Genomic DNA, 22100 nt, shown 5'->3' with positions numbered 1-22100 from the left:
TTAAATTATTCGTCGTGAGGAGTATGTGAAAAAGTATTTTTCCGATTAAATATTCTGAAATGATTTAACAACATCAGCAAAAATAATATCGGTACATAAAATATTGCTTTCAGCAAACGACCATTGACCAAATAATCCGGTATAGCTAAAGCTAACGTAATACACAATACAGCAAATAAAACGAACCATTTTATCGACAAATAAAAACTAAACGGCAATATCAAACAAGCAATAATAAGTATGCTTCCTAAAAGCATAATTCTCGGAGGCATAATCCATTGGAATAATTTATTGCAATAATCCCAATTCCCATTAAATAATGCTTTCGGTAAACCTTTAGCACCCAGAAAAAGATTATGCACTTGGCTGAACAACCATCTCTTCCTCTGATTATAAAATTGAGAACTCTTTTTTACCTTTTCATCATAAGTATGTACATCGCTAAGGTATTCGATATATATATTTTGCTTTAATAATAAAACCTCAAGTTGCTTATCTTCTCCAATCGAACTGGCATCATAGATAATGCTCATAAATGTATCATAATCGAAAGCCATTCCCGAACCGATAAGTCCGGCTGAGAACCCGAGCTTGGTATGTCCTTTACGAAAAATCGAATTATTCATTTCTTCGCTCACTGCATCTAAAACAGCTACACTGGTATTCATATTTTTAGCTACACGATGCGTTTGCACAGCAGAGCAACCTGAATAAAACGCATTATTCAATTGCTCGAGAAAATCGGAATCGACCACATTATCGGCATCCAGAACGACAACGACATCGTAATCGAGCTTGTTTTCCACAATATAATCAGTTGCTTTTTGCAATGCCTTTATTTTAGTATGACAAGTATCATCGACCCGAATCACTGTTGCAGATAAGGATTCCAGTTCACGATCTGTCTTTTCTTTCATTTCTGCCGAGATAACATAAATATCATATTTATCCCTCGGATATTTCTGAGCTAAGAAACTTTTAACAGAATTTACGATTACCAAATCTTCCATATAAGCCGGAAATAAAATCGCAAATTTGTATAATTTTTCCGCAGGTGGATATTTATTCACCGTTTTCCCGGTCGATTTTACGGCAAATATAAACAGATACAAAACAAACACAGCAAAGATGAGAAACAGTACGGCATCTACTATTCTGAAAATATCTTCACCATTATCAAAATTAAAAAAAGAGTTAATATCCATGAGCATTCAACATTTACTGTATTCCACATCCTGCAATTTTTCTAAATAGGGACCTTTCAAAATGATCCCTAAAAATATATATGCAATAATCATCGTCGGGAATTGTCCCCAAAACGGATTCCCATATGCGCTTACAAGCATACCGAAAATTCCGCATAGCAAACCGCCAAGGATACCTGCCAGTTCCTTATTTTTTATTTTAAACATTACCACCCGAGCACATTTTATCATTACGATAATAAGACCTCCCAGATAAATTATTAGCCCTACAATACCCGTTTCTACCCAGATTTTCACATACCAGGAATCATTAGGAATACTGGTTGTAAAACGTAAAGAAATATCCCGATTCTCAACCCCAGAAAGACCGAGTCCCTCTCCGAAAGGACGATATTTAAGATACTCGGCCAATTTTTTCTGGTTTTCTCTGCGCACATTAAACGATGCATCCTCAGTAGGACGAAAAGCACTTCTCATTCTGCGTATCATCGCATTTTCTTGTCCTATATAGGTAAAAGCAAAAAAACAATATATCAGGGATAATAATAATGCACCTACCGCAAACGCCTTATAATTTTTACATATGATAATATAAAAAGCTAAACCAACTAAAGGTACCACCATTGCTCCACGGGTACCCGACATAAACATAGCATACAAAGATAACAACGAAGCCAGAGCGTAAAATATTTTTAACAGATTATTTTTCATTATAAACGCAAGTATACCGAAAATTATTCCGGAACATCCCATATTAGATCCAAAATTACCGGCATCAGTAAAAAATGAAAAGTAACGAGTACCTGTTTGTATAATATGGGTAACCGCACCTCCGCCTGCCAGCCATCTCTGCTCCCCAGCATCGAAACCGATGTACTTTTGCATAAGAGCTTTTAAAATAGCTAATAACGTAAAACTTGCATATAAAAACACGATTGTTTTTACCTGATTTTGTTTTGTAATAATCAGCGATACGATCAACGACAAAATAAACCCATTAAATATCAGGCCTCTCGATAATACCCAGCCTTTTAACACACCAGTCGGATTTAATATTTCAAGAATACAATATAACATCCAGATCAAGCTGAAAATTACCAGTGCATTTTTTGCCGGTTTCCAATCTATATCCCGTTTCCAGTAGCTATGTATTATAATAATCAAAAACTCGCTCATCAACAATACATCCATTATAACACTTATTCCCTCGATATTTATATATCGGAATATTCCCATCAAAAAATAATTCAAGGTAAAAATAAGATACAAAAGAGATACGGGATACTGAAGAAATACCAATACGGCAACTAACAACAGAGGGAATACAATTATGCCTCCCGATACAAGAATATTATCGATAGATAACGAAACAACAACACCCGCCAATCCCAGAAAGATGAGTATTCGCACCCACTTTTTCCAGATATTGATTGTCTCCAGAGTGTTATCTAATTCGTTCATAATGCTGCTAATTATTTATATGGCATCCCCTTTTGCAGTCAATCCCATATGCATCATTTTCACGGCAAGTAAATGTCTCGATGACCGGGGAGGTAGTTTACCGGTATAATCTTCAACGGCCTCCCGATCGGCATTATTCAAACAAATATATACCGGTGTGTTTCCCGCGATTTCTTTAATATGCTCAAGGACCTCCTCGTCACTTTTCTTCCAAACACGTTTGGCATTAGCAATTACAAGATTGATATCGGCCTTCTTCAAAAAAGCAGAAGGAATACTATGCTGTTGCAACGCTTGATATTCGACTAACAATATCTGTGGTTTTTCTTCTGCCATATTCGGATAAAGGGTATCGAAACCAGAGGCAAGCAAATACGATGAATTGACTGTAAAATCTTTACCCATTTGCAGATAACATACTTTTAGGCCCTGCTTCTCCCATTCATCGATCATATATTTGGAAATAAAACTTTTGCCTTCTTTCTGCTCTATACTCAGCAAATTAACACATACGATTTTCTCTTCCTGAAGATATTTATCGATTTTATTGCAAAGAAAGGCTGCAGAAATACGATTCCATGTTTTTGAAAAACCACGGAAACGAAGACGACTTTTTCCTGAAAATACAGCAAATACTTTTGTCCCGGTAAGCATCTGTGTACGTTGCGCATCCCGAAGGGTACGATCGAGCATTTCGATCATAAGATTATATCCCGTTATGATAATAAGGCTTCCGAAAAACGCCGCTATAATGTAGAATAAACGTTTTCCCCTATTGGGAGATAAAGGAAATGAAGGAGCTGTAACAGTATTCAGTCCGGCTGTCGTAAGCTCGATATTTTTCTTTCTTAAATAAGCCAAATTCAAAAAATGCAACATCTCGAGATAAGAACGCTCGGTCACATCGATTTCTCTTTCTCGCCGCTTTATACCGGTACCTACAGGAGAAAAATTACTGTATTTTTGGTGGAAATCCTTTAACCGATCATCAAGAACTTTCAATTCGGCCTTCGCTTTAGTATTCTGAACAAGAGCTTTCAACCATTCCGAAACCATATCTGGTATCGCTACTCCTTCTTTGGAGTACTGGTATTCGTCCATCTTATTCGATATTTGTTTTATTTTTTGTTCAGCTTTCTTCAGCTGATTTTTATATTTCAATAATTCTACATTGCTTTCTTTTCCACTATCTAATGTAAATGTTTCAATTTCGGTAATCTTTCCATTAATGGTCGATATTTCGTCAAGAGTTTTCAAAAATTCATCATTTACATGATATAATTTAGTACGGGTTTCCATCTGAGCCTCTAAAGATTCGAGTAATTTTTGAGAACTTTGATACTCTCTCAAAGTCTCCTCATAACGATCTTCGTAATTACTGTAGGCATGAGCCGTCGCCTTGGTCTGTTCTCCGTAATTTATCACATTGTTTTCGGTATTGTATTTTGTCAACCCGTCTTCTTGTTCTTTCAATTCTTTCCGTCTTTGTTCGACCTCTTTTCTAAAATATTCGATAACGTCATTTGTCGACTTATACCGCAATTCGTTATAATTACTCAATAATTCTTTATTAAATAATTTCACAGTATTAGTGGCGATCCCCGGATCATCGGCCGTATAAGTGAGATTTATCATATCACTATTCCCCATACGCATAATCTGTACTTTTTTCAACGCATCATAACTATAATAGGGATCATGGCCGTTAAGCAAAGAATACATAAAGTTTTCGGAAGTAGGAATAATAATTTTTTTCAAATTTTCAACCGTCTTATCTACAGATTTTTTATCTATTAAAGACTTAATCTCATCGGGAACTTTTTTTTGCAACCGCTGAAAATTATCGGCAGTAATATAATGATTATCTTTCTCTGGATCACCATATATCATATTCATAGCAAAAAGATGCAATGATACGTTCTCTAAAGTAGCTTGGGACCTTAATAAACTAATAAGATTATCGAACGTATTATTCACCATCTGATAATTGGCAGACGTACCTTCATCTTCTAAAGTAGCCATCGATACGATACCAGTAAAAATAGTCGTATTTACAGTATATTTCTTAGGTAGGAATTGTGTAAAATAAGCTACCAGTAAAGTAACGATCACACTCCCGAATATCAATTGATACCGGATACGATACAAAAAACGGGAAATAAATAAAGATACGTTATTCATATTTATCGCTCCATAATTTTTACATTAGTCAACATTTCAAGTAAAGTGATGGCATTTTGTAAAGCGACTCTACCCGACTCATACGCCACAAGAGCAGCAGAACGACGACTTCTCTCCATCGATAATGCTATAATATCTATTTTTCCGTTAATGAAATCTTGTTCGGAGATCTTCATCTGAGCATTGTATAAAACTGCAGCTTCCGCTTTGGCTTTAAGAACGGCTAACTCTTGTTGTACCTTGTTATACGCCTCGAGAACAACAAGCTTACGGTTTTCTACCGTAGTCGCATAATCGTACTCCATTTGGCGTAAACGGGCTTTAGAAGCCAATACGCTTTGTTTCTGTCCTCCGATAAGATCGCCTAAAGGTATCGACATCGAAACCCCTATATTATACAGATTATTGGTATTGCCGTTAAACGTATAATAAGAGGTCGCATTATCATGATCAGTTACTTGGTTAGCCGAAAAAAGTTTCCCGTACTGATAATTACCCGTTATACGGAAATAGTCGAGCCATTTACGTTTCTCGACTTTCAACTCGGCCTCAGCTTCCTCTCTTTTAGCATCATATACCCTTACAGTAGGATGCTTTTCAACCGACTCGAGAAACACCGATAACGGTGGTAATTGTATATCCCTGAGATCGAATAATTCTGATTCGGAGACCGAAATGGAATCGATCTCAGAAAGCTTTGCAATTACTGCTTTGGCAGATTCGACATCGCTTCTGCCATTTTGCGCATTTCCAAGAAACGGCAAACATAAAATCAAGATCACAATACAAAACAATCTCTTATTCATAACAATACTCTATGAATTTAGCGAAATTTAAACATTCTCTTTTTGAATAAATGCAGTTAACGTTTTCATTATAATTTTCATATCCATCATAAAAGAAAAACTCGCTGCATACCGTATATCCAATTGCTTTCTCTCTTCAGCCGATAAAGTTCCGGAACTACCCCGTTTCTCGACCTGCCACAAACCGGTAAGTCCTGCCGGAGCCATAAAACGATCGATATATTCGTCTTTGGTGAGCAGTTCGGCTTCATAAAGTGGTAAAGGTCGATTTCCTACAACCGACATATCTCCTTTAAGAATATTTATAAGTTGAGGAAGCTCATCTATACTATATTTACGTATATATCGCCCTACCTTCGTGATACGGGGATCATTTTCGAATTTTACAAAAGCATTATCCCGTTTATTTTGAGATCGGGACTGATAATCCGTTTCTGAAATTATATAGTCGTCGCCGATAAGCATATTATCATCGAGTACAGAATCATCTCCAAACAAGAAAGAATCTTTTTCAACCTCGGAATCTTTCTCATTTATTATATTATCTTCCTTATTTCCATTCTGTTTATACTGATTTAAGTCATTAAATTCTTTCAACCGCTTATCTGCCCCGGTATACATCGAACGGAATTTTAAAAAATCGAAAATATGATAATTACTTCCGGCCCTTTTCGATTTATAAATGATCGGTCCTTTACTTTCCAGTCGTATCGCTAATGCGGTTAAAAGAAACACCGGAGATAGAACAACAAGGGCTCCAAAAGAAAAAGCAATATCAAATGATCTTTTCCATAAAGGTAATTTAAACCCACATATCTGATCCTTTTCATTTATGTTCTGTTCCTCCTTTCGATTAACAAAACAATTTCGCAAAAAATCTACCTGTTTTTGAAAATCATCTTTATTTACAGTAGGAGAAACCGTATCGTTAAAACCATATTTAAGATATAACGAACACTCTTCTTCTTTTAAACCAGAGGTAACGAGTACAAAATAAGCAGTAGGAATATCTTTTTTGATACGACGTATATAATCAAAGTTTTTCGCATTATTGTCTTTTTCCCACATAAAAATGCTAAAGAAATCATTATTTGCAGATTTTAACAATTTCTTCAGATCGGACGCAAAAACCTGAGTAAAAACCATTTCCCCAGCAGATAATTGTCGAAAATGGTCTATAGTCTCTTCATTTTCACCTATATATATAATCCGATTCGACATCAGGATACTATTTTTTTAATTCTAATTTTAAGCTCGATAGGATTAAATGGTTTTATAATATAATCCTCTGCACCATCCTGAAGTAACTTTATTCGCTCAGAAGTACTGTCTTCACTGGACAAAATAATAACGGGAATAGATTTTAACAGTTGATTATTTTTTACATAGTATAAGAATTCGTCTCCTCTCATCTCAGGCATCCGAAGATCTGTAATTATAAGATCGGGTAAATTCCCCTCCAGCAACCATTGTATCCCTTTTATCGCATTATCGAAATATATTATCTCGAATTCTGAAGAAAGATATATAGAAACAATTTTAGCAATAGTTTCTTTATCATCAAGCAATAAAATTTTTTTCATATTACTCGTGATTTTATTTCTCTCCGGTTTTATTAAAAATAAAAATTAATGAATTGGATACTGGAATATCATCCTCTTTGAAGGAATGCAATACATAAATTTTACTCATAACACCTCATTTAATATAGACACCTTATTTTTTACAAAGATAATCAGAATGAAGTATATTTCCAAATGAATTTATAATTTGTTGCTAAAGCCTTTAAAAGAGAAATATTTTGAACATTTTAGAATAAGTTTAAGATTAAGGAAGCGATTATGAACAAACTAAAAAAACTTTGAACTTATACCTTTTATAATGCAAAAAAACTTAGAAAAGGAGAAAAACCACTTATCTGCCTTAAACAAAAAGTTCACATCTTAGTTTATATGGATATAAAATACTGAATGGCTATATATTTATAACGTATGAAGATAATAAAACGAATAAAAAACGGATATTTTCATTCGTAACAATTAAACAAAATAGCCAGTCGTAATTTTCGCGTCCACATATACCGGCCACAACCTACGAGCTTTGAACCGTATAAGGATAACGAAATAAAATATCCGGAAATACTAATATTAAATTTTTAGATATGGGGAAAAAGCATGTTTTAGTTTTAGGCTGTAATTTCGCAGGTCTGACGGTTGCAAGATTTATTCGAGAGCAAGCCAAAGACAATGTGAAAATCACGGTGATCGATCGTAAAAATTACATTAACTTCATTCCGAATATTCCTATCGAGGTATTTAATGGACATAATCCGGCCGACAATCTTGAATTTATGTTTGAAAAATTCCTTAAACATGACAAATCGGAATTTATACAAGGTGAGATAGAAGAAATAGACCCAGTTAATCGAAGCGTCACGTATAAACCCAATGAAAGAGACGGTTCTCCTTCTGAAAAAATAAGTTATGATTATCTGGTAATAGCCCTCGGAGCACGCTTGGCATACGATAAAATTGAAGGTTTCGAAGAATACGGTCATACATTCTCCGATACTTTTTACGGAAATAAAGTACGAGAATATCTCTACAATGAATATAAAGGCGGTCCGATAGCAATCGGATCGGACAGATTTATACAAGGGAAAAGCCCTAAACTGCCGAAAATTCCTGTTGCCCTGGCCGCTTGTGAAGGGCCTCCCGTAGAACTCGGTTTTTCATTTGCCGACTGGCTTAAACGCCACAAACTCGGAGACGCAAAAATAATTACCTTATTCACTCCCGCTAAAACAATTGCAGAAGATGCCGGTAAAAAAATCCTCAATCAATTATTACCGATTGTAAATAATATGGGATTCGGATATATAAACGACACCGTGGGCATAAAACGTATTTACAAAGAAGGAATAGAATTTCGGAATGGAAATTCACTCGAAGCGGAATTGAAAATCGTATTTCCAAACTGGGAAGCACACGAATTTATGAAAGGACTACCTATTGTAGATGATCAAGGATTCGTAGTAACGGATCTTTACATGAGAAATCCCGACTATCCCGAAATTTTCGCTGTCGGCGATGCAGCTTCTTTAACGGTTCCCAAGCTGGGCGCTATAGGACATATGCAGGCCGAAATCGTTTCAAAAATGATCGCTAATGAGGTTGGTGAGAAAAAAGATGTCGATCCGCTTAATCCAATGGTAGTCTGTTTCGGAGATATGGGAAGTCACAAAGGATTTTACATGCATACCAACGAATGGTGGGGAGGAGATATCAGTGTACTTAAAATGGGATATACCCCCTATCTGCTTAAAATGGGATTCAAAAACATGTATTATACTTTGGGTGGGAAAGTTCCGAGCTGGGGAATTCCTCTTTCAGAATTTGTCGCAGACCATACCCTTGTATAATAAAAAACAGGTCGGAGAAATTATTCCGGCCTGTTTTTATTATACCCAAATACATCGTTAAAATTCATCCTCCAAAATAACTTCCCAACCGTTCACGAATATACTCACGGGATAATTTCCATCGAATATAATCTCTATCACAAACTCATGATCATAGGTAAAATTTACCTTCGGATTTGCACTCAAAAGAGTACCGATAAGGTCTTCACTATAAAAAACCTTTCCCGTATTATCCATTATTAGTAATCTGCTCTGTTTTTCCGGTATAAGTTTCATCACGGTAAAATCTGCCGTAACTTTTTCATCCGACTGTTCACCAAAAGGATACTCAGGTTTATATTTCAAAAGAACATCATCATGAGAAGTTCCGTCATAATTGTATAAACCGTTCCCTGCCTCTATCACAATATTACAACCCGAATCTCGATCGATACCCCGTGCGATAACACGAATATTATTAGTTAGTTGATCCAAATTAATTGATACTGTTTTCTCTATACCGGGTTCTATTTTCACGACCCCATATGAACCGTTATGAAGAAGAGAAGGGCGTACCGATACTGAATTATCGATTTCCCTGTTAAGTTTAAGTTTAAAATTTTCAATCCGGGTTACTTTCGGTATGGGAGTAGTTATTTCATAATTATTATTCAGCCCTACCCAAACGGCAAACTGATAAGCACCTTCGGTATATGGCAAACGAAGACGATAAGAGTCGTCGATAACGGCATTCTCATCGTCGATTCTACCGGTAAATACACCTTGATCATCGAAAATAAATACCGAAAGCCCCCGAGTCCCCGAGTCTACACTTCTAACCTTTGCAGGTAATACCGAAACATAATTAAATGCCAATTGTAGTCCCCCTTGATCACAGGGAGGAAGATGTTCGGCAATACAGCCGCTCATCATCCCCACCCAAACAATGTATATGATCGCTAAAGAAATTTTTTTCATTAGAGACTACCTGCTAAAATATCGGTATACCTGCAATTAAAGATCTTCATCGGATTCCACCACTTCCCACGGATTTATCTCGATATCAGCACCGATCCATACATTTTCACGTATAAGTTGACCATCATCAAAGTTATCGGAAGGATATCCGAGAGCTTGTATAGAATTTAACGTTATCTTGTAATACTGATTACGATATATGTTATATGGGGCTTGCGGAGATACAGCATTGGCATTCACAAATATGTGATAGTAACATTTCCCATTCGTATACGTATTTTCTCCTACATCATAAGGCCCTGTTAACGGAGGCATTCCTGCCGCTTTATTTATAGCAAGTGTAGCATATGTAGTAGCTAAATCATCAGTCGCGAAACAATTGACCTTACCATCGTCTGTTCGTACTGCATAAAATGTAGTTCCGGCAGTTCCGGGATTATCCACTGTTTCGAAATCAGCCGCAGTAGTCGGATTATCGACTCCCGCCTTTAATTGGAGGATCTTCTCAGGCATAAAAGTGCCGCTTACCGAAACAAAAGTCGCCTGGTCGACTTGCGCATTATCCCTAACATAGCTAAAAGCATTTTCGGTCGCATAAGAAAAAACAGTAGGTACTACTCCATTTTCATTTACAGCTAACTCATCGGTTCCTCTCGTAAAATCAGAATTGGTAAAACGATCCCAGTTATAATCTTTGATAAGGCCGCCATCTACTTTTTGTACTAAATAAAATTTATTATTGAGATTTCTCCACCCGAAACTAAGGTTAGTAAGTGTACCCCCTCCGTGTACGACAAAAGCGGGGCCTTTAAACACCGCGGCTTTAGCAACCGTACGTGTAACATTTATAGGAAGATGTGCCGCCTGAGCTTCAGCCTCTGTATTATAAAAAGATGCAGCAGAGGTAATCGATGGGTATTGAGTATTAAACATCACAAAGCCGTTTATCCCGTCGGATAAAGCCGCTACCGACTGGGCCAATTCATTATAATTGAAAGCTCCGAATCCGAGATTATAAATATAATCTACTATCGATTGGTTCAAATTAACTCCTACGAAGATATATTTATCGCTTTTTTTAACTTTAATTGCCTTTGTGGTCACCCATTCAGAGGTTGAACCCGGCTTTTTAGTCAACGAACCATCTGCAGTATTGAATTCTGCGACTGTAGGCATATGCGGAGCAAGAGCATCATAAATAAATACATGCAATTTTGTTACAATATTTTCCGCATCGCTACCGGCATCAGTTTCTGCTCGCGATACCCCTGAACGAAAATTGGTGTTAGTAGGAATTTTAAACGAAAAAGAAGCATAAGCGTCAGGAAGATTTTCGTCTGTACCTCCTATCCCAAAATCAACATTTTTACTATTATCATCGCTACAGGCAAAAAAAGCGAAGGCAATCATCATTAAAAAAAATAATTTACTTGTTTTCATTACTTTATTAATTAAATATCCGACACATAAAATCATTCGCTCTTTTAATAATAAAAAAACTTATGATTGTACTTACAACAATTTGTAGAGGCAATATGTTTTTACTATAAACATTTCCTTCATAAAAAAATCCTGTTGACAGGAGAACGAAAAATGAAACGACTATTAATTTTACCTTTTATTATTTTATTATGGTCTGCATGCACTGAAGACCATTTGGGAAACGATAACGATATATGCACCTCAATCGACAGAGATGAATCAGTAATCAGGTTTACTGTTGTCACTCCAGGAGCTACTGTCTACAGCAGTTATTCCCGTTCGGGCCAGTTAGCCAATACAACTCAACCCGAATCGGTCATCAACGATATTCAGATATTAGTATTCGAAGCAGGTAAATATCTTTATAGAGTCCCGGGAGCTTCAATTACGACAAACGATAATCAGGCCTCTTTTACAGCAAGACTCAAAGCAAGTTCAACAGCGATAAAACTAATGATTTTGGCAAATGTTACTCATGACATTATCGACAACGATCCTCTGCCCGAAACTTCAGAAATCGATATAAAAAAAATGCTTACCCGATCTTTTACAGCCGACGGTATTACTTCTCCTTTTCCCATGTACGGCGAGTATACTCTTTCCAACGGTTTGTCGGGAGGAACATTAAATAACATCGGAACCGTAAAAATGCTTAGAGCTATTGCAAGAATAGATATACAGGCAGGAGAAGTAACAAATTTTAAACTTAGCAGCCTGCAAGCTTATCGCACTACCAATAAAATACAATTTATACCCAACCAAAACACAATAATTGTAACCGCCCCCAGCATTCCTCTCGACGCTTCCGCTTCTGTCGCAACAAACTCATTACCGATAAGCGGAACCTCATCAATTTCACAACTGTATCTTCCGGAAGCCGCTGCACCAGCATCAGGAGAGGAAACGAAAAGCGCCTGTTGTATCGTCATCGGCGGGTATTACGGGACAGACCTTACGCCTACTTATTACCGAGTAGATTTCAATTCGGAGAACCAAGACGGTACTTTCGGACAAATTTTACGCAACCACCGCTACATATTCAATATAAAAAAAGTTTTGGCTCCGGGCTGGACTACACCTGTAGATGCAGCCAACAACAAGTCTTCGCAAATACAGGTAGAAGTACAATCATGGGAAGATAGCACAACAGATATGTATTTCGACGGGGAACATCATTTCGGACTTTCAACCCGTGAAATTCAGGTTGCCTACAAAGAGAATTCATCCGCTAAAATCAATGTGAGTACCGATATACAAGATTATTCTCTGCAATGGGTAGATAACCAGAACAATCCTATAGGAACTCCGGCAACATCGCTCAACAACAGCGAATTCAGCGTCGTAAAATCGTCGGATGGTTCTATAATCACAGTAACAACTTTACAGGCCAACCTGTCGACCGATACGGTACGCACCCGAAAATTTTTGGTAACTGCCAACCGTTGGAAAATCATAGTAACGATAAAACAAACAGAAAAAAAGATAATTACCCGCATGATTAATTTGATTTCATTTTACGATGGCCTCGGATATTTGGGAACAAATCTGATTTTACCGAAACAATCGGCTGAATCCAGAGGACAAGGATTATACGGAATTCTGTCAAACACTAAAAACTTCGGGCTTACGGGTACGGTAGAATGCGGAGGTTTCAACATGATCAGGAGTAATGTTTCGGCGAATAATCTTTCCGAGCTATTTTTTTCGACAGCCGATGTCGTATACGTAAATTATATGTCGACCGGTTCGTTCGGAATAACAGATTCTAAAAATGTGCACAATTGGCTAAAAGCCAAGAAAAACAGAGTACTTCTTGTAGCTATCGATGGCTCGGGTATTAATATCAACCTGCTGAACGAATTATTGGGTGGTATAACAAATATTTCATGGTCTCAAACATCCACAAATTCCTTCCCGGTAGCCGGTAAGTCCTCCAGCAATTATTTTACTGATGCAGGGCCTTTTACCCAATCGCCATATACTCCGATATCGTCGGATTTCAAATTCAGATGTTACGATTCATCGCACGGAGAAATAAAACCGGCAGGATCATCCGGAATAACACCCCTGCTTATGAGCCCTGATAATACCAATATCGTTCTCGGTTTCGATCTCAACAAAAGAATCGTTTACGTTGGAGATATCGATCTATTCTCAGCTTCATCAGGAGGTACTGGTACCACCGATAATTATATAAAAAATACGACAGGAGATATAAATAATAACGCATCGAAACTCATTGCGAATCTCTTTGCGAAAATTGTAGAAATCGTATTGAAAGAATAAACTTTCGACATAACCGATGTAATGTACATAATACTTTTCCACCACAAAAATTTTCGAAAACTCTCATCATCTAACTCTTAAACTCAAACAAATAAGGTTTTATATTTATTATCAAATAAATTAGTATCTTTGTAAAAAGATTAATTCCGAAGCACGACCCATTACAATCATGCTTTGGATTACGACCTTTAATGAATAAATAATAATATACAACAAACAGCAACCGACATACGGGCTTTCGTGTTGGAAAATGAATAGATGAATATAGAAAATAATATTAGGCTGGGCTTATTATATGTTATCTGAAAAGAAAGATACTACATATATAACACAACCTCATAAGTTTTTCTTTTTAGTTGCAAATGCAGAGACTATTTTCAAGAAAAAAATTACTATTAATCTGATTATCAAACATAATCAAAAAATAAAAAAATAGCTTATATTTATAAAAAACGATAAAAAGGAAATACACGATCCTTTTCTTTTGAAACTTTTTTTTGATAAATATGTCGAATAAAAAACTTTACCTCGACCAAACATAATAATATAAGGTCGCTTTTTAATTTGATTGATGGAATAGTAAACTGAAAAAAATATTTGCATTTGTCATTTCGAAAAAAAGTCATATAGCTCAAAATAAATTTCAAAGTGAAAAGAAAAAATCATATCGTTTAAATTAATATTAAAAAAAATGAGAACAACTCTTTATTTATTTACACCAATTGTCGGATTTATACTTCTGACAGGATTTCGTAGCAAAACTTCCGAGGAATCTCTTCAAATAATCACGACAGAGCAACTTCGGGTAACACCTGTCCAAAATTCCAAAGCCTTTCCTGATGCAACCCTAAAAGTACAAGATATCCAAACTGAAGAAACAACTTCACCCGATTCCGTTTTCTTCAAAATAACTTATAACATCACCAATTTTATACTTACCGAATGTACCGAAGATCCTAATACACACCAAATGGCCAATTCACAAGAAGGCCAACACATCCATTTTATTATAGACAACCACCCCTATGTCCCTCTGTATAAACCAGAACACAAAATAAAATTAAAAAAAGACACAGAACATTACCTACTGTCTTTCCTTTCCCGTTCATATCACGAATCAATTAAAGAAAAGAATGCGTTTGTACTGAAGCATTTTAAGATAAATCAAGACGGTAAATATCAAGAATTGGCAACACCTCCATCTCCTATGCTGTTTTACAGCCGACCCAAAGGCGAATACTCCGGGAAAGATACACATGCGGTATTATTAGATTTTTATCTCTTAAACACCCAACTTTCTGAAAAGGGTAACCGAGTAAAAGTGGAAATCAACGGGAAAAGTTTCTTGCTGAATCACTGGCAACCCTATAAAATAGAGGGTTTGCCATTGGGAGAAAACAAAATAAAATTAACTTTAATCGATGCTTCGGGCCAGCCGCTGAATGGAAAAAATACATCTGTCGAACGAACAATTATACTAAAAGAGTAAATAAAATAATACTTTATATCCTGATTTATAAATAGGAGGAAGAAAAACAGCGAATTGTAGGCTTAAAAAAGTAACAAAAATTCGACGACAAAAAATGTCACCTATCGGGACACCGGATACCCCCTAAAACTGCCTTATTTTGCCTGTTTGCCTAAAAACAGAAAACCCTGAAAGTCATTAACTTTCAGGGTTTTGCATCTTTTTTCTTAAGGTTTTGGCGGTGCGGACGGGACTCGAACCCGCGACCCCATGCGTGACAGGCATGTATTCTAACCAGCTGAACTACCGCACCAATATTTTATTTCAGGGAACTCTCGTTCTCAATTGCTGTGCAAAGATAGACACATTTTTCGATTCTGCAATAGTTTTACGAAAATTTTTTATTCATAATTATTTTGTACATTTGTAATATCAGGAAAGGGAAATATCCCCATCTCAACCAATAAAATTCTCACGATCATTAACTATCTGAGCTATAATAATATGAAAAAAACACCTATCGACCAGACCCTTGTCGAGGCCGCTATCATAGAAATGAATTTATCTGATTTCGGAAAAGCAACCATCCGTGAAGTAGTAGCAATAGCTTCTAAACTGGAAAAATCTACCGGAAAAGAATTTATTCATATGGAAATGGGAGTACCAGGATTACCTCCGGCACAAATCGGAGTCAACGCAGAAATCGCTGCTTTGCAAAACGGAGTAGCGTCTATTTATCCGGTTATAGATGGACTTCCCGAGCTAAAAACAGAAGCGTCTCGCTTTATCAAAGCTTTTACCGATATCGACATACATCCACAAGGCTGCGTTCCGGTAGTAGGATCGATGCAAGGAACTTTCACATCATTTCTCGTCGCAGGACAATGCATACCGGGTCGTGACACGATTCTCTTTATCGATCCCGGTTTCCCAGTACAAAAACAACAAATTACTGTATTAGGATATAAATACGAATCATTCGACGTTTACGATTATAGAGGAAAAAAATTACACGATAAACTCGAAAGTTATTTAAAGAAAGGCAATATAGCCGCTATTATTTATTCAAATCCCAATAATCCGTCATGGATATGCTTGAATGATGAGGAGTTAGAAACTATCGGCTCTTTAGCGAACCAATACGATACGATCGTTCTCGAAGATTTGGCATATTTTGCTATGGACTTTCGTAAAGATCTTTCTACTCCTTTTAAAGCACCTTTCCAACCCAGTGTAGCCCGTTTTACCGATAACTATATTTTATTGGTGTCCGGATCGAAAGCTTTTAGTTATGCCGGACAAAGAATCGGAGTCGTCGCCATTTCCGATAAACTTTACCACCGAAAATATGCCGGTCTGAACAAACGTTACGGCGGAGGTACTTTCGGAAGCGTTTTTATACATCGTGCACTTTACGCGATTTCATCGGGAGTCAGCCATTCGGCGCAATATGCTTTAGCAGCCATGTTCAAAGCAGCCAGTGACGGAAATTTTCGTTTTATCGATGAAGTAAAAGAATACGGTCGCCGAGCAGAAAAATTAAAGGATATTTTCACCCGACACGGTTTCCATATCGTTTATGATACCGATCTAGGCGAACCTGTAGCCGACGGATTTTATTTTACAATCGGGTATCCAGGATTATCGGGAGGAGAACTGATGAAGGAACTTATATATTATGGAATCAGTGCCATTTCATTAATTACAACCGGAAGTAAACAAGAAGGAATAAGAGCCTGTACATCATTTATTAAAGAAAACCAATATGATCTGCTCGAAGAAAGATTAAGCATATTTGAAGACAATCACCGGTAATATTTACTAAAGATGCTGAAAATCATTCATACTGCCGACTGGCATATCGGACAGACTTTTTACGGATACGACAGAAAATACGAACATCGTATTTTTTTCGACTGGTTACGGAATTGCATACACAATACCGAAGCCGACGTATTGCTGGTTGCCGGAGATGTATTCGACAGTCCCAACCCGTCGGCCGATTCTCAGGAATTATATTACCGCATATTAACCGAACTGCATTTTGAAAATCCTCAATTACAGATCGTCATTATAGCAGGAAATCACGATTCGGCAGGTCGTATAGAGGCCCCCCACCCCATACTAAAAAATATGAATATACAAGTACGGGGAAGTGTAAAAAGAACCAGTGATGATATCGATTACGAAAATCTTATCATACCGTTACGAAACAGATCGAATACTGAAAAAGCATGGTGTTTGGCCGTTCCTTACCTGAGGCAAGGAGATTACCCTTCTACCGACAACTTCGAAAATGAAAATACGTATACGTCAGGCATTAAAAATCTGTATCGTACTCTCAGCCAAAAAGTATCGAAAATACGGAAACCGGGAGAAGCAGTTATTGCCATGGGACATTTGCAAGCGACCGGATCTGAAATATCAGAAAACGACCCTTCTGAACGCAGCATTGTCGGTGGTCTCGAATGCGTGCCTCCCGAGTCATTCGATTCAGGTATAAACTATACAGCATTAGGGCATCTGCACAAAGCCCAACGAGTTTCAAACCGTAATCACGTACGATATGCAGGTAGCCCACTTCCTATGTCTTTTGCTGAAAAAAATTACAAGCAAGGAGTAAACCTGGTCATTTTCGAAGAAGAACAACCGATTTCTATCGAAAGAATAGAATTTACACCTCCGGTCAGGCTCATCTCCCTTCCCGGAAAACCTATGGTTCCAGAAGAAGTCTTAAAAGAAATCGAACTACTCCCCGATGGAGACAAAACAGCCGATTCTCCCTATCTTCAGGTTAATGTATCGGTCATCGAACCCGACCCGGCGCTAAAATTTAAAATCGAATCGGCTCTTGAAAATAAAGCGGTACGCTTAACATCTATCATTACATCAAACCCGACCAACAACGGAAATGGCACATATGACTACAATCCTGAATCACTGCAAGATATACACCCTCTCGATTTGGCGGAACGTATTTATTTAAAAAGAAATGGAGAAACTATGCCTGATGAACTGAAAAGCCTCATACAAGATATAATTAAAGAGATTTATCATAAAGGTGTAGAAGAATTATGAAAATTTTAGCGATACGAGGGAAAAATTTAGCATCATTGGAAGGTACTTTCGAAGTTGAATTTTCCAAGGAACCCCTCCTTTCGGCCGGTCTTTTCGCAATTACCGGCCCGACCGGCTCGGGCAAATCGACACTGCTCGACGCTATATGTCTTGCATTATACGATAAAACACCGAGATGTAAACAGCCTCGCAATAACGAAAATATCACCGACACTGCCGATCGTATCATCAACCAGAAAGATACACGCAACATCCTGAGAAAAGGATCTTCTGAAGGATATGCTGAAGTAGATTACCTTGCCCATGACGGACAACAATACCGAAGTCGCTGGTGGGTGAGAAGGGCAAATAATAAGCCGAACGGAACCTTCAGAGTGCAAGAAATGAGATTATTGAATCTTACTACAAATGCAGAAATATCTGGTAAAAAAACAGAAATTATTCGTAAAAATGAAGAGCTGTTGGGGCTTAACTTCGACCAGTTCACCCGCACCGTATTATTGGCACAAAACGAATTTTCTACATTTCTGAAAGCTCCGAAAGAAGAAAAAGCCGAATTACTCGAAAAACTTACCGGAACTGGCATTTATACGAAAATATCGATCGCCATATTCGATAAAACTCGTGAAGCAGACAAAGAATACACTCTCGTATCTGAGAAAATAAAAGGATTAAATCTTTTGTCCGACGAAGAATTATCAGGATATATACAAGAGCATGAAAAGCTCGAACACCAGATCACCGATACGGAAAAACAAATAACAGAATTACAAAAAAAATCGGAATGGTGGATCGAATTACAACAGTTAAATCAAAGTATCAATGATGCGGAAGCCGAGTTGAAGACAGCAAAAGAAAATGCAATAATAGATATAAATCGTAAACAAATTCTCTCTTTAGCCGAAGATGCACAAAGTATCAGAGATACATATCGAAATCTGATAAAAGCAGAAGAAGATTTGAAGTCGACCGATGCTGAAATAACAAAAAAAGAAAATGAAAAAAATCGTGCCGAAGATTCTTACATAAGAATAAAAAACAAATTCGAAACTTGCAAAAGAGAAGCAGAAACCAAAACAAATGATCTCAACGAGATAAAACCAGAATTGGGAAAGGCAAGAAATCTCGATGCCGAAATCAAAAATGCATTATCACGACAAAAAGAAGCCGAAACACAATTACAAATCGCAGTCGATAAAACAAACCGTATACATATTTTACTTCAACAAGAGAAAAAAAAGAACCAGCAACTTTCTTTCACATTAAAAGACTGTCAAAATTGGTTTATGAAACACGATAAATATCAAAAAATCGTTGCTCACTCATCTTTCGTCATCGATACTTTACAGAACCTTAGAAAATTACGCACAAAACAGATAGAAATCGGAAATAAACTAAAAAATAATAATACAGAACTGCAACGTTCAAATGAAGAAATTCCGAATATTGAAAAAGAAATAAAAAGACAAAAAGAAATTCTTACCGTAAAACAAGAAGAAGCCAAGAATCTTGAAAACAAGATAAAAAGATTCAATGTAGAAGAAATAAGGAGAGAAAAGGAAAATATTGAGAAATTACGGGATACAATTGCCGACGCTAAAAATATTTTCGAAGAAACCATTTATACCCAAAAGGAATATACTGACCTGTTAAGACAAAAAAACGAACTCGAAAATCAACAAAAATCATTCAACAACAACATACAAGAATTCATAAAAGAAGAGTCGAATAAAAAAGCGGTTTTTGAATCAGCTAAAGCTATATATGAAAATGCACTTTATGCAACACACGAAACAGCTGCTCGATTACGATCCGAATTAATAGAAGGAGAACCATGTCCAGTATGCGGGAGCCGGGAACATCCGGCACTTCATATCGAAAAAAAAACTATCGACAAAATATTCGGGTTATTGAAAAATAAATACCAAGAATCTGAAAATGAATATAATATAATAAGACAAAAAACTGAAAATATCAGATTACAATCTAAGTTTACAGAAAAACAACTGAACGAAATAGAGTCCGCTTTAAAAACAGCGGAACGGAATAATCGAGAATCATTATCTAAATGGACCGATATAAAACAATCAGTACCCAGCCTTCCCGAAGACGTCAAACTATCGGAAATATGGTTTTCAGATAAAATAAAAGAAATTACATCTGAAATTCTCAAACTATCGGAATTATGGAATAAACATACGGAATACTCCGAAAAATTCAGAAATTTGCAATCGAGAATAAACGCCACTTTAAATGATATTTCTGAAAAAGTTTCTCTATCAGGACAATTAAAAGAAAAAAAAGCATCTTTAAGAGCAATTACAGATAATCTTATCAAGGAGAATTTTGATATAGAAAATAATTTAAAAGAACTGGAATCTAAAATAGAGAATCTCTTCGATAGTAATAATTGGCTTCAAAAATGGGAACAAGCTCCCGAAGAATTTGAAAAAAGTATTATCACATTAACCGAAAACTGGAAATTACAGGAAAACTTACAAAATGAAACCAAAGAAAATATCGCTCGTTCCGAAGCTGAGATAGAAAACCTCGATACATCTTTATCGGAACAACAAGAAACAGTAAATAGCCTGACCAAATTAACCGACATACGCGTAACAGAATCAAACAGATTCATCGAAGAAAGAAAAACAATCCTGAACGGCAAAGATGTCGATGAAGTAGAAAAAGATTACGAACAAAAAAAGTATAATGCCGATAAAGCATTGAAAATACAAGACGAACTTTTACGAAATATCGACAATACATTAAAAGAACTATCGGGCAACCTCGAACAACTTTATAAAAACAAAAATTTACAGGAAAGTAAAATAAAAAAAGAAGAAATCTCCCTAAAAGAATGGATAGATCGTTATAATCTGAGCCATGCTCAACCAACCTGCCGTACAGAAATATTTTCTTTGCTCGATAAACCGATCGAATGGTTAAATGAAGAAAGAAAATATTTCAAAAAACAATCCGAAAATATTATTTCATTACAAACCCGAAAAAACGAACGGGAAAAAAACCGTATAAATCATTTTCATTCTGCTTTACGCCCCGATACCGATAAGGAAACGCCTGAATATCTTGATAATAAAAAAAACGAAATATCCGAGAATCGACGAAAAGCAACCAATCGATACACCGAAATCTCGGTTCTTCTACAAAATCACAATCGAGAAAAAGACCGTTTGAAACAATTTGAACAGGAATTAAACGAAAAATTATCGTCTTTTGAAAAATGGAATAAATTAAATACTATTTTCGGATCTGCAAATGGCGATAAGTTTAAGATTATCGCACAAGGATATACATTAGATACCCTTTTAGGATATGCCAATCGCCATTTAAAAGATTTGGCCGGCAGATATCGCCTCGAACGCATCCCCGATACCCTCAACCTACAGTTGATCGATCTCGACATGTGCGACGAGATAAGAAGCGTTTACTCTCTTTCAGGCGGAGAATCATTCCTTATTTCATTAGCCCTGGCATTAGGACTATCATCATTTTCTTCGAACCGAATGAGTGTAGAATCACTTTTTATCGACGAAGGCTTCGGCGCACTCGATTCGGATACTCTGCGTACTGCGATGGAAGTTCTTGAAAGGTTACAAATGCAAGGACGCAAAATAGGTGTTATATCTCATGTGCAGGAAATGAACGAACGTATTGCAGTGCAAATACGTGTTTCTAAAAATAACAACGGAAAAAGTAAAATAAAAATCATCGGATAAAACTCTAAATCTTTA

General features: G+C 36.6%; 14 protein-coding genes and 1 tRNA gene. 6 read left to right on the top strand and 9 right to left on the bottom strand.

Translation table 11 applies throughout. The features are described from left to right. Positions 1-5 precede the first annotated feature (5 nt). The 6 genes from NMU02_RS02375 to NMU02_RS02350 are packed head-to-tail and all read right to left on the bottom strand — an operon-like array spanning position 6 to position 7236. The gene (locus NMU02_RS02375) at positions 6-1205 is read right to left on the bottom strand and encodes a glycosyltransferase family 2 protein (RefSeq protein WP_255025569.1); all 1200 of its coding nucleotides are present in this window, start codon (positions 1203-1205) and stop codon (positions 6-8) included. 6 nt (positions 1206-1211) lie between these two features. Beyond that, positions 1212-2666 (bottom strand): O-antigen ligase family protein, encoded by a 1455-nt coding sequence (locus NMU02_RS02370; RefSeq protein WP_255025568.1) that lies wholly within the window; start codon positions 2664-2666, stop codon positions 1212-1214. Positions 2667-2681: 15 nt separating this feature from the next. Next, complete coding sequence (locus NMU02_RS02365; protein WP_255025566.1) at positions 2682-4847, bottom strand: GumC family protein; 2166 nt, start codon at positions 4845-4847, stop codon at positions 2682-2684. Positions 4848-4849: 2 nt separating this feature from the next. Beyond that, positions 4850-5653 (bottom strand): TolC family protein, encoded by an 804-nt coding sequence (locus NMU02_RS02360; RefSeq protein WP_255025565.1) that lies wholly within the window; start codon positions 5651-5653, stop codon positions 4850-4852. A gap of 27 nt (positions 5654-5680) precedes the next feature. Continuing rightward, a complete protein-coding gene (locus NMU02_RS02355; protein WP_290427095.1) occupies positions 5681-6874 on the bottom strand; it encodes a sugar transferase in 1194 nt (397 codons plus the stop codon). Then, a complete protein-coding gene (locus tag NMU02_RS02350) occupies positions 6874-7236 on the bottom strand; it encodes a response regulator (protein ID WP_255025564.1) in 363 nt (120 codons plus the stop codon). The genes NMU02_RS02355 and NMU02_RS02350 overlap by 1 nt, the downstream gene beginning before the upstream one ends. Positions 7237-7814: 578 nt before the next feature. Here NMU02_RS02350 and NMU02_RS02345 point away from each other — a divergent pair. Further along, the gene (locus NMU02_RS02345; protein ID WP_255025563.1) at positions 7815-9074 is read left to right on the top strand and encodes an NAD(P)/FAD-dependent oxidoreductase; all 1260 of its coding nucleotides are present in this window, start codon (positions 7815-7817) and stop codon (positions 9072-9074) included. Between the two features lie 57 nt (positions 9075-9131). Here the strand turns inward: NMU02_RS02345 and NMU02_RS02340 are convergent, their stop codons facing one another. Further along, positions 9132-10031: a FimB/Mfa2 family fimbrial subunit gene (locus tag NMU02_RS02340; RefSeq protein WP_255025562.1), complete on the bottom strand. Its 900-nt coding sequence runs from the start codon at positions 10029-10031 to the stop codon at positions 9132-9134. A gap of 36 nt (positions 10032-10067) precedes the next feature. Further along, entirely contained in the window at positions 10068-11471 is a 1404-nt protein-coding gene (locus tag NMU02_RS02335) for an Mfa1 family fimbria major subunit (protein WP_255025561.1), read from the bottom strand. 153 nt (positions 11472-11624) lie between these two features. On the opposite strand from NMU02_RS02335, the gene NMU02_RS02330 reads away from it, so the two are divergent. Continuing rightward, positions 11625-13799, top strand: coding sequence for a fimbrial protein (locus tag NMU02_RS02330; RefSeq protein WP_255025560.1), 2175 nt, complete (start codon positions 11625-11627; stop codon positions 13797-13799). Between the two features lie 691 nt (positions 13800-14490). Continuing rightward, a complete protein-coding gene (locus tag NMU02_RS02325; protein ID WP_255025559.1) occupies positions 14491-15288 on the top strand; it encodes a hypothetical protein in 798 nt (265 codons plus the stop codon). A 215-nt stretch (positions 15289-15503) separates the two neighbouring features. Here NMU02_RS02325 and NMU02_RS02320 read toward each other — a convergent pair. Then, a tRNA-Asp gene (locus NMU02_RS02320) sits at positions 15504-15580 on the bottom strand. Between the two features lie 191 nt (positions 15581-15771). On the opposite strand from NMU02_RS02320, the gene NMU02_RS02315 reads away from it, so the two are divergent. Genes NMU02_RS02315 through NMU02_RS02305 form a run of 3 tightly spaced genes read left to right on the top strand, consistent with a single transcriptional unit; the run spans position 15772 to position 22085 of the window. Then, a complete protein-coding gene (locus NMU02_RS02315; protein ID WP_255025558.1) occupies positions 15772-17082 on the top strand; it encodes an aminotransferase class I/II-fold pyridoxal phosphate-dependent enzyme in 1311 nt (436 codons plus the stop codon). A 15-nt stretch (positions 17083-17097) separates the two neighbouring features. Continuing rightward, the gene (locus tag NMU02_RS02310) at positions 17098-18345 is read left to right on the top strand and encodes an exonuclease SbcCD subunit D (protein ID WP_255025817.1); all 1248 of its coding nucleotides are present in this window, start codon (positions 17098-17100) and stop codon (positions 18343-18345) included. Further along, the gene (locus tag NMU02_RS02305; RefSeq protein ID WP_255025557.1) at positions 18342-22085 is read left to right on the top strand and encodes an AAA family ATPase; all 3744 of its coding nucleotides are present in this window, start codon (positions 18342-18344) and stop codon (positions 22083-22085) included. Before NMU02_RS02310 ends, NMU02_RS02305 begins: the two co-directional genes overlap by 4 nt. Positions 22086-22100 lie beyond the last annotated feature (15 nt).

The sequence above is a fragment of the Coprobacter tertius genome (assembly GCF_024330105.1).
In the GTDB taxonomy this organism is placed as follows: domain Bacteria; phylum Bacteroidota; class Bacteroidia; order Bacteroidales; family Coprobacteraceae; genus Coprobacter; species Coprobacter tertius.
This window is presented reverse-complemented; position numbering and strand designations above follow the sequence as displayed.